This window comes from Desulfitobacterium chlororespirans DSM 11544 (assembly GCF_900143285.1).
Taxonomy (GTDB): domain Bacteria; phylum Bacillota; class Desulfitobacteriia; order Desulfitobacteriales; family Desulfitobacteriaceae; genus Desulfitobacterium; species Desulfitobacterium chlororespirans.
The window spans coordinates 92815-106565 of sequence record NZ_FRDN01000015.1; the positions used below are offsets into that span (position 1 = coordinate 92815).

A 13751-nucleotide genomic window follows, 5' to 3' on the forward strand; every position below is an offset into this window, starting at 1 on the left:
ACTAAAGACACTGAATTAGTTTCCGTAGGGAGGAATCAAGTTGCGAGAACGCATTTTAGAGAAAGCCTATGAATTGATTCAACGCTATGGGTTGCGGGGGTTCACCATGGATGATGTGGCCGGCGAATTAGGGATCAGCAAAAAGACCATTTATAAATCCTTTGCCTCTAAGAACCAATTGATCAGCAGGTTGGTGGACAATATCGTCGAGGTGGAGAAAAAGACATTTACGGAAGCCGTCAGCGGTCATTCCACATGGCTGGAGAAGTTTGAAGCCATGCTGACGATGTACACTCCGGAGGATATTCCTTTTCGGCTGGTGGATGAACTCTACCGTTATTATCCGGAAGAAAAAGAAAAGATTGAAAGATTGGCTGAGTTCCGGCAAGAGATTTTTTATCCCTTAATCCAGGAGGGGCAGGCTACGGGAAAAATCCGCCTGGATCTTAACCCGGCGATCATCGTGTCCATGATTCATAACCTGTTCATGATGCCGGCTGATCCTAAAATGCTGGAATCTCAGGATATCACCATCAAACAGCTGCTGGAGCAAATGAAAAACCTGGTTTTTTACGGAATTCTTAATCATGGGGAGGATAATAAAGATGAGGTCTAAACTTACTGGATCGTTCATGTCGCTGGCCGTGATTTTGACCATGATGTTGGGAGGGTGCACTCAGGCGACTGCGGTAATTCCTCCGGAAAGGGAACATCTGGTTCAAGTGCAAGAAGCTGAGGAAGGGGCTTATCCGGTGGACCTGCGCTATACAGGGCTTACCTCTGCCGGCGAACTGAAAAAGTACAGCTTTAAAATTCCGGGAAAACTCACGGATATTGCTGTGGAAAAGGGAGCCTTGGTGAAGCCGGGCCAAAAGCTTGCTGCTTTGGATACTGCGGAGTATGGCTTAGCGGTTCAAGCTTCGCAGCTCAATGTCACCAAAGCAGAGAAAGCCTATACAGAAGCCCGGGATAACTATGGGAAGTTGGAAAAGCTCCATGAAGCAGGGGCTCTGCCGGAAGCGGATCTTATTAAGGTTAAGCTGGATTTGGATGTGAAGGAAGCAACCTATCGGCAAGCTGAAATTGAGCTGGAAGCCAAACAGATTCAACTCAATGACGCACAGCTTTATGCTCAGAATGAAGGCTATGTGGTGGATATTCTTTTCCGGGAAAGTGAAATCGTTGCCGCCGGATATCCGGTGGTGGTAATCCGCTCGCCTGAACAGAAAGTAACAGTGGGTCTGTCTCAAAGTGATGTTCAGAAGGTCAAGATGGGGGATAGGGTGGAAATCACGTTAGATGGGCAAAAGGGAACAGGACATGTTGAACGGCTGGAAGCTGTTCCGGATCAACAAACCCGCACTTATACTGCTGAAATACTTATTACCGAGCCTTTTCCCAGTGAGCGATACTATCTTGGGGCCACAGCCGAGGTGAAGTTTGCCCAAGGTGAGGCAGCGGGGATATGGGTTCCCTTAGCCTGCATCCTCAATGATGGTGAAGATTATGTTTTTCTGGTTGAAGACGGGCGGGCAGTGAAGAGGAATATTAAGTTAATGGATACCCAAGGGTTCAATGTCCGGGTGGAAGGCTTAAAACCAGGGGAGCATTATGTATTCAGTGGGATGAAAAGTTTAAAGGAAGGACAGAAAGTCAGGATTCAAAGCGAGGGCACCTCCCATGAACAATAAGAAAGGATTCATTTACCATATTATCAGCAACTGGCGTTTTACCATCTTTTTCACTATCCTGACCATGGCCTTGGGAATCTACAGTTATTATATAGTACCTAAGCAGGAGAGTCCGGATATATCTGCTCCTTTTGCCGTCATTACCACAATTTATCCCGGAGCGGCCCCTGAGGACGTGGAAAAACTGGTGACCCGGGTGATTGAAGATGAGATCCGGGAAGTCCCGGGCTATAAGACCTCCCAGTCCATCACCAAAAACAGCCTCTCTGTGGTCGTCCTGGAGCTTCATAATGATGTGGACGTGAAAGAGTCCTGGAACGAGTTGGGGCAGATTCTGGACGGAGCCCAAGGGAAAATTCCTGACGAGTGCTTTGCTATTGAAGCAGACACTAAACTCTCCGAAACGGCGGGGATGATCATCAGCCTTTCCGGGGAGGGGTATACCTATGAGCAGCTTGCCGATTATGCTGAGCAATTTAAAAGCAGACTGGCCAAAATTGATGGCATCTCCCGCTTTACCGTAACCGGCGTTCAAAACAAAGCGGCCCGCATTGAAGTGAAGACAGCCGAGCTGAACAAATACAATATCTCGCTTGATGAACTGGTATCCTTGATTCAGGCTCAGAACCTGCAGATTCCCTCAGGTTCCTTAAGCGATCAGCGGGTGAAGGTCAATGTCAGCTCCCCCGGTCTTTTTACATCACTCAGCGATTTGGAGAATATGATCATTGATGTATCGGCTGAAACCGGGGCTCCCATTCGTTTGCAGGACCTGGCGGACATCCGTTGGGATATTGAGGATGCCGATTATCAGCTTAAGCACAACGGACAAAATGCCATTATGCTGAGCGGCTTTTTCAAAGAGAACCGCAATATCCTGCTGGTCGGCGAGGATGTCCGGGCGGAGCTGGACCGGCTGAAAGCGGAACTGCCCCCGGAATTAATCGTCGATGAGGTGGTTTATCAGCCCACCGATGTGGAAAAGAGTGTGGCTGAATTCTTTGAGAATCTTTTAGAAGGCATGGCTTTGGTCTTGATCGTGGTCTTTTTAGGGATGGGCTTCAAAAACGCGTTGGTCGCTTCCACTGCGGTTCCCCTCTCCATTATCATTACTTTTATTGCTATGCATCTTTTCGGCATACAGCTTCAGGAAATATCCATAGCCGCCCTCATCCTGGCCCTGGGCATTCTGGTGGATGATGCTATCGTCATTATCGATGCTATTCAGGTGCATATTGATCAGGGCTTCGCCAAGATGGAAGCCTGCATACGCGGTATGAAGCAATCTGTAATTCCCGTGTTTTCAGCCACCCTGACGATTGTAGCCGCCTTTTCCCCCATGCTCTTTGTTCCTGGCCCAGCCGGGGAATTTCTGAGAAGCTTGCCTCAGACGGTGATTATTGCCGTGTCCGCTTCTTTTCTAGTAGCGATCACCGTGACCCCTGTCCTGGCCTATTTATTCTTCGACAAGTTGAAGAAAGGGGATGACAAACGGACTCCCCTGCGCCGTATTTATGGGTATGCTTTGCAAATCGGCATGCAATACAAAAAGTCCACGGTGTGTGCAGCCATCTTGTTGATTGCCATAGCTTGTTACGGTGCGCTCCAGCTTCAGATCGAGTTTTTCCCTAAAGCGGATAAGAATGTTTTTTATATCAACCTCCATTCGGAAAATGCCTCCGACATCTCAGCTACAGCCCGGTTGGCGGAACAAGTGGAAGGGATTCTCGGGGAAAATGAGGAGATCATCAGTTATGCCACTGCCCTGGGAGGAGGTCTGCCCAAATTCTATATCACACTGCCCAAGGCGACTCCTGCTAAGGATTTTGGTCAAATCATGCTCAAGGTGGATTTGGCCAAAGGGAAATTCACCAATAATGAAGACCTTGCCCTTCACCTTCAGGAACAGTTGGATCAGCATTTAATCGGTGGCTCGGCCAATGTGCTGCTGTTGGAAAAAGCTATGCCGGGAGATCCCCTGGAGGTGCGGGTCAGCGGCGCCGATCCTCTGCAGGTCAGGGATGGGGTCGCTTTAATCCGCCGGGAGCTGGAGGGGATTCCCGGAACCATGAAAGTGGCGGACGATTATGTCGCCGGTGAATACGAATTTGTGGTGGATGTGGATACGGAACGGGCCACGACTATGGGCATCACCAATTATGATATCCAAAGACAGATCAATATCGCTTTGAGCGGTGCCGAAGCGTCCCTGTTCCGCATCGCCGGCAATGAGTACCCGATCCTGGTTCAAAGCGATGTGAGCAGCAAAGAGGATTTGGAAAACCTGGGTATCAAATCCTCCCTGACCGGTCATAAAGTTCTGCTTAAGCAGTTAGGAAACATCCACCTCCAAGCCACCGTACCCACGATTAATAAATATGATGGGGTTCAGGCGGTGACGATTTCTGGAAAAGTGCAGCCGGGATTTAGTGCCGTAACCATTGAAAATACCTTGAAACAGCGGTTGGCCCAAGCAGGTTTTGATTTCTCCGGGCTTACGGTGAGTTATGAGGGAGAAGCCAAAGATATCAAGGATAATTTCGGAAGCCTGGGGACTACGGCGATTTTCGCCTTGTTCCTCATCTATGTGATTTTGATGATCCAGTTCCGTTCCTTCCTGCAGCCGGCGATTATCTTCATCACCATTCCCTTATCCGTCATTGGGGTGGTAGCCGGGTTGATGCTCTTTGCCCAGCCCTTATCCTTTACGGCCTTGGTCGGGGTGGTAAGTTTGATGGGGCTGGTCATCCGCAACGCTATTTTGCTGATTGAGTTTATCAATCTGGCTCGGGAAGAGGGAATGTCCATTGCTGAGGCCTGCCATTTTGCGGTCAACCGTCGTTACCGGCCCATTATTCTGGCAGCGGTGACCACGGTCATCGGGTTGGTTCCGCTGGCTTTTTCCGGAAGCGATCTGTTCACCCCTATGTCGGTGGCTTTGATGAGCGGATTATTGATTTCCACCCTCTTTACCCTGGTGGTGGTTCCGGTATTGTACAGCCTTTTTGTCCGGGAGGGGAAAAGTACGGCCTCCGGTGCCCCTAACCTTGGGAAGACGGAAATGGGGCAGGGGATGTAGAATCTTTGCTGAAGCGGAAAGCCGCAGCTGGAATGAACAGTGTTGTTCCTCAGGCTGCGGCTTTTTGGTTTGGCGCTATTCCTCTTCGCCGGCAGCCAGCAAGGCTGCACTCTCCTCCACAGGCAGAGTCTGAACATCTTTAAGCTTCCGGCCGATGGAGCGGGATTTCCGGGTAGCGGTCTCGATGGTGTTGCTGGCTTCCTGGAGCTTTTTCTGGGTCTTTTCCAAAATCTCCGTGAATTTGCCGAACTCCGTCTTGACTGCACTAAGGAGATTCCAAACCTCACTGGAGCGTTTTTCGATGGCCAGGGTTCTAAAACCCATTTGCAGGCTGTTAAGCAGAGCGGCTAAGGTAGTGGGACCGGCTACAACCACCTTATACTCCCTTTGCAGCAATTCACAGAGCCCGGGGCGGCGGAGAACCTCTGCATAAAGGCCTTCAATAGGCAGAAAAAGAATACCAAAATCCGTGGTATTGGGGGGATCCACGTATTTTTCATGAATGGATTTGGCTTCTGTTTTGATACGATATTCGAGAGCCTTCTCTGCTTCAGTGATCCGGGGAAGATCGCTTTGTTCCTGGGCATCCAATAAGCGATGGTAATCCTCCAGTGGAAATTTGGCATCAATGGGGAGATACACCATACGATCATGTCTGTCTTTAGCCGGAATATTGATGGCAAATTCCACACGGTCCTTGCTTCCGGCCTTAGTCACTATGTTAGTGGCGTATTGTTCCGCAGTCAGGATCTGTTCCAGGAGATTGCCCAACTGAATCTCTCCCCAGGTTCCCCGGGTTTTTACATTGGTGAGGACTTTCTTCAAGTCCCCGACACCGGAGGCTAAGGTCTGCATTTCGCCCAGACCTTTGTGGACTTGTTCAAGCCGGTCGCTCACCATTTTAAAGGACTCACCAAGCCGCTGTTCTAAGGTACTGGTCAGCTTCTCATCCACGGTGATCCGCATCAACTCCAGCTTCTGGGCATTATCCTGCTGAATAAGCTGCAGCCGTTCCTCAACAGTTTGGCGCAGATGCTCAAGCTTTTGTTCATTGGTCTGAGAGAGGTTGTTAAGTTGCTTGGAGAAGATATCCAGCTGGCTCCTCTGAAGAGTGGCGATCTCCGCCATTTGAGTAAGCTGTGAGTCGCTGAAACGTTTTAAAGCATGACTCATTTCCTCACGCTCTTGCCGGGAGTTGGTATTATTCTCTTCCCGGTTGCGGGCAAACTCCCCTTGCCAAAGGCGTTCCTGCCGTTCCAGGTTTTTTTCTAATTGGGTTATTTGGTTTTCCAAGGATTGAAGTTTGGTGTATATCGGGTGGATGGAGTTCTCCCGTTGGAATTTGAAAAACTGACTCAACAGGAAGATAAGTATAAGGACGGTAAGGGCAGCGAGGGCGCTGTTCACGATAGGCAAATAGGTCATGGATGATTCCTCCCAATGGTGTGAAATAGTCATAACGTGAGACTTTCTTTATTTTAGCATAGTGAAGCCAAATTTTCTTTCCAATAGCTGGTTTTTAAAAGCAGTTGTTGACAAAGGCTTGACCTCTGACCAAATTTGATTAAAATATTTAATGTAACCTATTGGATTAATATGGAGGGTTTAAAACAATGAGTCAGATTGAAACAAAAGAGTTCCAGACAGAGATCAGGCAGCTGCTCGATATTGTCATTAATTCCCTTTATACAGATCGGGAGATTTTTCTGCGTGAATTGATTTCCAATGCTGCTGATGCTTCAGAAAAAGTAAGGTATATGCAATTATCCGGACAAGACGTCAAGGATCGAGAGCTTCCCTTGGAAATTCGCATTACTCCCGATGAAAACGCCAAGACCTTAACTATTGCCGATGCCGGTATTGGCATGACCAAGGAGGATTTGATTGAGAATATAGGGACCATCGCCCATTCCGGCTCTAAAGCTTTCGTGCAGCGTTTGGCCGAAGCGGGGAATAAGAAGGATGTCAATCTGATTGGTCAGTTTGGGGTCGGTTTCTATTCGGCTTTCATGGTGGCGGATAAGGTGTCCCTTACCAGCCGATCCTATGAACCTGATGCCCAGGGCTACCGCTGGGAATCCGACGGAAGAGGCAGCTACAGCATTTCCGAAGAAATGGATCTGCCCCGGGGAACCAGCATTATCCTTCACCTGAAAGAAGATGCTCATTCCTTTGCTCAGGCCGCTACCGTGAAGCGCATTATTAAGCAGTACTCCAGCTTCGTGCCTTATCCCGTCTATGTCGGTGAGGAAAAGATCAACACGGTTCAAGCCTTATGGACGAAGAATAAGAATGAGATCTCTGAAGAGGAGTACAAAGAGTTTTATAAGTATATCGCCAATGCCTATGACGAGCCTTTAATGCGCATGCATTTTTCCTCGGATGCTCCCATTAACCTCAATGCATTGCTGTTCGTTCCTAAATCCAATATGGAGAAATTCGGCTTTGGACGGATGGAGGCCGGGGTCAACCTCTATTGCAAAAAAGTCCTCATTCAGGAAAAGGCTAAAGACATTGTGCCGGAGTGGCTGCGTTTTGCCCGGGGTGTGGTGGACAGCGAAGAGCTTCCCTTGAATATTTCCCGTGAAACCATGCAGGACAGCGCTTTGATAGCTAAACTGAATAAGGTGGTGACCAGCCGCTTCCTGAAATTCCTGGATGATCAAGCGAAGAACGAACCGGAGATCTTTAAGGAGTTCTGGAATGAGTTCAGTATTTTTCTTAAGGAAGGGGCAGCCAACGACTTTACCCATCGTCAGGAGATCCTGAAGCTGCTGCGCTTTGAGTCCTCGAAAACCGGAGAAGGGGAGCTGATCTCCTTAGGAGATTATGTCGGCCGGATGAAGGAAGGACAAGAAGCGATCTATTTTATCAATGGTCCGACCCGGCAGATTATCGAAGAGGGGCCTTATTTAGAGGTCTTTAAAAATAAAGACTATGAAGTCATCTATACCTATGATGGCATCGACGACTATGTCTTCGATATGATCAGGGAATATGACGGCAAGCGTTTGCTGTCCGCTGATCATGGGGACCTTAACCTTGCTGATGAGGATTCGGCCTCGGCAGAGGAAAAGCTTTTATCAGAAGAGGAGCTCAAAGAATTCAATGACTGGCTTAAGGAAGTGCTGGGGGAGAAAGTGACGGAAGTCCGTGAATCCAAGCGCTTGGTGGACAGTCCGGCCATCATCCTCAGCCATTACGGCACTCACAGCATGCAGCGGATGATGCAGATGATGAACAGGGATCTGCAGGATGTTCCTGCCGGAATTCTGGAGATCAATCCCAAGCATGTTCTGATCCAGCGTCTCAATGATTTAAGAAAGCAGGAGGATTCCTTTGCTCCTCTGGCCGCTGAGCAGCTTTTTGCCAATGCCCAGATTGCCGCGGGAATCATCGTCGATCCCCGGAGCATGGTCAGCCGCTTAAATGAGATACTTGAGAAAGCCTTAAGATAGTCCGGAGATAATCTTAAGATAACTCAACAAAAGGCACAAGGAAGCGCAGCAGTGACAAGATTGCTGCGCTTCTTCATCCTTATGGGCTTGGCTAGTACTCATTGGCAGAGATGAGCATGGACTGTAAAGGAAAACTAATCAGAAATTGGGTGCCCTCAGAGCTGGAAAGGACATCGATCCTGGCGTTATGGGATTTCGCTATTTTATAACATATAGATAGCCCCAAGCCTGTTCCGCTTTCCTTTGTGGTAAAGAATGGGGTGCCGAGTTTTTCCAATAATTCTTTGGGTATGCCATGGCCCTCATCTCTAATGACTAAAACCACAGTATGGTTTTTTTGATAAGTTTGGATCGTCAGGCATCCCCCTTCAGACATAGCTTCAAGGCCATTTCTGCACAAGTTTAAGACCATTTGGGTAATGTCTTTGGGGCTGATCTCGATATCGGGAATATCCCCGGGGGTAAAACGGATTTGTTTGTTTTGGGTGAAAGAATCAGCCTCAATCAGGGGATGCAGGTTTTGCAGCAATGTATTGAGATTAAAGATTTGGTAATTGGGTTTATGGCTCTTGGCCAGAGTAAGAAATTCTTTAATGATCGTGTTGGCCCGATCCAGCTCCTCAATCATGAAATGGAGGGTTGATTTTTGCCCCATATCCTGAGTTTTTTCCCCCATGAGCTGAAGATATCCCCGGACTGTGGTCATGGGATTCCTGATTTCGTGGGCGATACCGGCAGCCATCTGACCCACCAGGTTAAGGCGGTCCAGCCGGATCATCTCCGTATGCAAGCTTTTCAACTCCTTAATATCCGTAAGCGACATTAAGATGCATTCCTCATGGCCCAGCTGGATGGTTTCGGCAGAAATCGCCGCAATGCCAATTTCACTGCCTTCCCTCTCCAGAGAGATTTCTAAATTGCCAAGTGCTGTTTCCCCCGAGTGAGATTCGTTGTTTTGGGCATAGTCGAGGATCTTCGCCCAATCTGCTGTAGAGAACCCTACTTCGAGAGGAGTTTTGCCGATTACGTCCTTGCTCAAGAATCCCAAATAATTGGCAAAACAGTGATTTATTTCTAAAAATTGATTATCTGATTTTCTAATGATAGAGAGGCCAACCGGTGCAAATTGAAAGATATTATTAAAATAATTAAAAGCTGATTCGATTTTTTTAAAAGGTTCGTGGAGGTTTTTGATCAGTATGTTTTTGAGAATAAAAATATAAGCCAGGAATTTAAAGATATGCCCTACCAGATTGTCGATGTCGTAGATATGGTTGTATATTGTAAAGAATAGTTCAGAAATGATCAGCAAAAGCAGGGCATTGGCGAGATTGAAGAGGGGATCGGCGCTTTCTGTGCCCGATTTACGCATTACTATGAAAAATGTGATAAGATTCAAACCGCAGGCCAGATACTCAATAACTATTTTAAGCGAAGTTAACCCGCCGTCAGGAGTCAGCACAGGGGGGAAGGAAGGTCCCCATTTCATAATAACGACTAAATTGAACATTAAAAAGGCAAAGCCGAAAACCATAGAAACTCTTTTTTGAGGAGACCAATTTAATATGTAAAGCAAAAGACCGCCTGCTTCGGTCAGTCGGGCAATTAAACAAAAATAGGTTGACCTTGCCCCTGTGGAGTTGAGAAGCAGGCCTTGATAAGTCAGGACATGCATTAAATCAAAGAGGCCAACCGCAATAAAGATGATGCCCAGCAAGTACTTGCGGTCCGATTTAGTATAGGGATAAGAAGCTAAGCATTGCAAGGCGACAGTAAAGGATACAATAATGCTGAAGAACTCGAGAAGGGTATGAAGAAAAAGGAAATAAGGGGCGGGGATAACCCAATGAATGTCAGTGTAAACTAATCTACTGGTGAAATAAAGCAGCCCCATTGCTGCTATGCAGTGATGTTTCAGGGTTTTCCACAAAAACAAAAGACAAACCTCCAATTCTGTATATTTTGCTGAAGAAAATGTTCAATAAGCCCTTTGTATTATAAAAATTGTAAATATTCTTAATGTATTTCGCTAGGAATGCCAATTATCCTGTCATTTTGCCATTTATTTAGGAAAAATCTAAAAAGGCAACTTTCTTAAAAGGAGAATGATTAAATCTAACGAAATTTAATAAATTAAGTCGGAATAGAATCTTGAACCAAGATTCTGTAAACACTAACCTAACTGTAAGAAAGGACGTGAAGTCATGACCCATTGGCAAAGCGGAACGCGGCCCCTGAATTACTATGTAAACCCCAGTGATCCCCGTAATCTGAAACAGAAGGAAGAGGATCTGAAAGAGCTTCCTCAAGAATATCAGGATTTTTACCGGGAGGTATCTCAATTCGTACCTTATCAGCGGATTTTTATCGATCCTCTCTATACTTTAGGTTATGGCATTGATGCGAGTTTTTACCGCCTCATTCCCAAAATCGTGATTCGAGTTCTTAATGATGCAGAGATGGGGGAGATTCTGCGTTTATCTCAGCGGACGAAGATACCGGTCACTTTCCGCACAGCAGGCACCAGCCTTTCCGGACAAGCTCTTACGGATTCTGTGCTTTTGGTGCTGCAAGGCTCCTGGCGGCACTATAAAATTCATGACCATGGCAAAAAGATCAGCTTGGAACCGGGGATTCTCGGCGTGGAAGCCAACCGCTATCTGCGCTCCTATAAACGCAAGATCGGCCCGGATCCCGCATCTATCGATCACTGCATGATCGGCGGCATCGCAGCCAATAATGCCAGCGGTATGTGCTGCGGCACATCGGATAACAGCTACAAGACTGTGGATGAAATGCGGATTATCTTCGATGATGGAACGGTGTTGGATACAGGGGATTCCTCGTCGCGGCACTATTTCAAGGAACGCAAGGGAGAGCTGATTCGGCAGATCGAAGAGATACGTGACGAGCTTAATGCCGATCCTGATCTGGTGGCCATGATCAAAAAGAAGTATAAGATTAAAAATACCACGGGATACAGCATCAATGCCTTTGTTGATTTTCAGGATCCCATCGAAATCATCAAACATATTCTAATCGGCTCGGAAGGAACCTTGGGTTTTATCTCCGAAATTACTTACAAGACCGTTGTGGACTATGACCATAAAGCTTCAGCCTTGATTATGTATCCGGATATGGATCATGCCTGCCGCGCCGTTATGAAACTGGATCGGGATTTGATGGCAGCGGCTGAGATGATGGATAGGCCTTCCCTGCGCTCTGTGGAAGATGCTCCCGGCATGCCGGATTATCTGAAGACTCTCTCCGATACGGCAACAGCACTCTTAGTCGAAGTCCGGGGAGCCAATCCTGAGGAACTGGAGCAACGGATTAAAAACGCCACTGCTGTCCTGACGGATATACCGACCATATTCCCGATCAGCTTTACTTCAGTGAAATCAGAATATGAAACCTATTGGAAGATTCGTAAAGATATCTTCCCCGCAGTAGGAGGTGTGCGTGCCCAGGGTACGGCGGTTCTGATTGAAGATGTGGCCTTTCCTTTGGAGCGCTTAGCCGAAGCTACTGCCGATCTGCGGGATAGTCTCAATAAATTCGGCTATACAGATGCGATTATCTATGGCCATGCTCTGGACGGCAACTGGCACTTTATCTTCACACCTAAGTTTGACAGTGACGAAGAGATCGCTCGCTATGAGGGATTAATGAATGAGGTCAATGAATTTGTCGTGAAGAAATACAATGGCTCCCTGAAGGCTGAGCATGGTACAGGCCGCAACATGGCCCCCTTTGTGGAGCTGGAGTGGGGAAGCAAGGCTTATGTGCTGATGAGGCGGATTAAATCGGCATTTGACCCCCATAATCTCTTAAACCCCGGTGTTATTATTAATGACAATAAGAATGTTTACCTGGAGAATTTGAAGGCCATGCCGGCCTCTCATGATACCATTGATCGCTGCACCAACTGCGGATTCTGCCAGGATATCTGTCCTTCCAAGCATCTCACTACCACGCCCCGGATGCGCATTATCCTGCAACGGGAGATCTCCGACTTGAAGCGAACCGGCAGGGATCCGAAACGCTTAATGCGCTTGCTCAGAGATTATGATTATGCCGGCAATGCCACCTGTGCTACCGATGGACTATGTGCCACGTCATGCCCTCTTAACATTAATACAGGGGATAACACCAAATACTTACGCTCTCAGGCTATTACACCGGCAACCCGCAAGGTAGCAAGGGCCCTGGCCAAGAATATGAACGGGGTAACCGGCATCATGCGCTTTGGCTTAGGTGCTGTAGATGGAGTCCATGGCTTTTTGGGCACACGCATCTTAGGCGGCATGGCCAAAACAGCCCGCGATGTATCTCAGAGCAAGATTCCCTTATGGAATGAATGGATGCCCAGTAAAGGAAGGGGCAAGGTCAAGCCCCGGCCACCCTTTGCCTCGGCTCAAGGGGGTGAAGTCCTGAAAGTCGTGTATTTCCCCAGCTGCATCAGCCGCTCCATGGGACCGGCTCGTAAGGACAAGGATCAAAGACCTCTCAATGAAGTGATGTGCTCTCTGCTTGCTAAAGCAGGTTATGAAGTGATTATTCCGCCGGGGTTGGATAAGCTTTGCTGCGGCATGCCTTGGGAGAGCAAAGGATTTTTTGATATCGCCGATGAAAAAAGCGCGGAATTAGAAAAAGTTCTGCTCCAGGCCAGTGAGAACGGCAAATATCCCATCGTTTGCGATACCAGCCCTTGCCTTTACCGTATGAAAAGGGCCTTCACATCAGGCATCGAGCTTCATGAATCCGTAGAATTTGCCCATGACTTTTTGCTCCATCGCTTAAAGATCAAGAAAGCACGGGAAACCATTGCTGTGCACGTTACCTGCAGCTCAGTTAAAATGCGCCTGAGCGAAAAGTTCAAAGCCCTTGCCGAGGCTTGCGCTGAAAAAGTAATTATTCCCGATGATGTTCATTGCTGCGGTTTTGCCGGAGATAAAGGGTTTACTTACCCGGAATTAAACGATGCCGCACTGGCGGGGCTTAATGCAGCCCTACCGGATAATTGCGCCGGAGGATATTCCAACAGCCGGACTTGTGAGATTGGTTTATCCGCTCACAGTGGCATCAGCTACCAATCCTTAATCTATCTGGTGGAGCGCTGCTCCAGTCCCTTAAGGTAAAAACTCTGCGCCATTGACTCACTATTTGCGCAAGCAGAAAACCCCGCCCGGTCATATTCTGATGACTGGGCGGGGTTTTCTTACTTGCTTGATTCCAGGGCTTTGACAAGCTGATCGGCACAGGATGTGGTTTTATGGCCGCAGCGGATACCTTTGAGACGCTCTACCACGTCGTCCACCGGCATTCCTTCCACAAGGACCGCTAAAGCCTGCAGATTGCCGGGACATCCATTGACGAATTCAACGTCGTATAGTTTGTTTTCCTTTATCTCAAAATGAATATGGCTTGCGCAAACACCTTTTGTTCTATAAGTACTCATAATCTGTCCTTTCCATGAAATTTTCCAAGAAATTTCTGTGATTTTTAATTCTGTTAGGTGAT

8 protein-coding genes are annotated in these 13751 nt (G+C 47.6%); 5 read left to right on the forward strand and 3 right to left on the reverse strand.

Going from position 1 to position 13751, the window contains the following annotated elements:
• Positions 1–40 precede the first annotated feature (40 nt).
• From BUA14_RS21860 to BUA14_RS21870, 3 genes are read left to right on the forward strand one after another with little or no spacing between them, the layout of a single operon-like run.
• Entirely contained in the window at positions 41–616 is a 576-nt protein-coding gene (locus BUA14_RS21860; RefSeq protein WP_072774546.1) for a TetR/AcrR family transcriptional regulator, read from the forward strand.
• Positions 606–1691: an efflux RND transporter periplasmic adaptor subunit gene (locus BUA14_RS21865; protein WP_072774547.1), complete on the forward strand. Its 1086-nt coding sequence runs from the start codon at positions 606–608 to the stop codon at positions 1689–1691. The genes BUA14_RS21860 and BUA14_RS21865 overlap by 11 nt, the downstream gene beginning before the upstream one ends.
• Positions 1681–4770 (forward strand): efflux RND transporter permease subunit, encoded by a 3090-nt coding sequence (locus BUA14_RS21870; protein ID WP_072774548.1) that lies wholly within the window; start codon positions 1681–1683, stop codon positions 4768–4770. Before BUA14_RS21865 ends, BUA14_RS21870 begins: the two co-directional genes overlap by 11 nt.
• Before the next feature lie 75 nt (positions 4771–4845).
• Here BUA14_RS21870 and BUA14_RS21875 read toward each other — a convergent pair whose 3' ends face one another.
• Positions 4846–6195 (reverse strand): DNA recombination protein RmuC, encoded by a 1350-nt coding sequence (locus BUA14_RS21875; protein ID WP_072774549.1) that lies wholly within the window; start codon positions 6193–6195, stop codon positions 4846–4848.
• A gap of 188 nt (positions 6196–6383) precedes the next feature.
• Here BUA14_RS21875 and htpG point away from each other — a divergent pair, with 188 nt between their 5' ends.
• Positions 6384–8228, forward strand: coding sequence for a molecular chaperone HtpG (htpG, locus tag BUA14_RS21880; RefSeq protein WP_072774550.1), 1845 nt, complete (start codon positions 6384–6386; stop codon positions 8226–8228).
• 91 nt (positions 8229–8319) lie between these two features.
• Here htpG and BUA14_RS21885 read toward each other — a convergent pair whose 3' ends face one another.
• The gene (locus BUA14_RS21885) at positions 8320–10164 is read right to left on the reverse strand and encodes an MASE3 domain-containing protein (RefSeq protein WP_072774551.1); all 1845 of its coding nucleotides are present in this window, start codon (positions 10162–10164) and stop codon (positions 8320–8322) included.
• Between the two features lie 268 nt (positions 10165–10432).
• Here BUA14_RS21885 and BUA14_RS21890 point away from each other — a divergent pair, with 268 nt between their 5' ends.
• Entirely contained in the window at positions 10433–13369 is a 2937-nt protein-coding gene (locus tag BUA14_RS21890; protein ID WP_072774552.1) for an FAD-binding and (Fe-S)-binding domain-containing protein, read from the forward strand.
• 80 nt (positions 13370–13449) lie between these two features.
• Here BUA14_RS21890 and BUA14_RS21895 read toward each other — a convergent pair whose 3' ends face one another.
• Positions 13450–13689, reverse strand: a complete 240-nt coding sequence (locus BUA14_RS21895) for a TIGR03905 family TSCPD domain-containing protein (protein ID WP_072774553.1) — start codon at positions 13687–13689, stop codon at positions 13450–13452.
• Positions 13690–13751: the final 62 nt, after the last annotated feature.

What these genes read in the sequence shown, in the direction of transcription:
- BUA14_RS21865 (WP_072774547.1), top strand. Translation starts at nt 606, where the DNA reads ATGAGGTCTAAACTTACTGGATCGTTCATGTCGCTGGCCGTGATTTTG.
- BUA14_RS21870 (WP_072774548.1), top strand. Translation starts at nt 1,681, where the DNA reads ATGAACAATAAGAAAGGATTCATTTACCATATTATCAGCAACTGGCGT.
- BUA14_RS21875 (WP_072774549.1), bottom strand. Translation starts at nt 6,195, where the DNA reads ATGACCTATTTGCCTATCGTGAACAGCGCCCTCGCTGCCCTTACCGTC.
- htpG (WP_072774550.1), top strand. Translation starts at nt 6,384, where the DNA reads ATGAGTCAGATTGAAACAAAAGAGTTCCAGACAGAGATCAGGCAGCTG.
- BUA14_RS21890 (WP_072774552.1), top strand. Translation starts at nt 10,433, where the DNA reads ATGACCCATTGGCAAAGCGGAACGCGGCCCCTGAATTACTATGTAAAC.
- BUA14_RS21895 (WP_072774553.1), bottom strand. Translation starts at nt 13,689, where the DNA reads ATGAGTACTTATAGAACAAAAGGTGTTTGCGCAAGCCATATTCATTTT.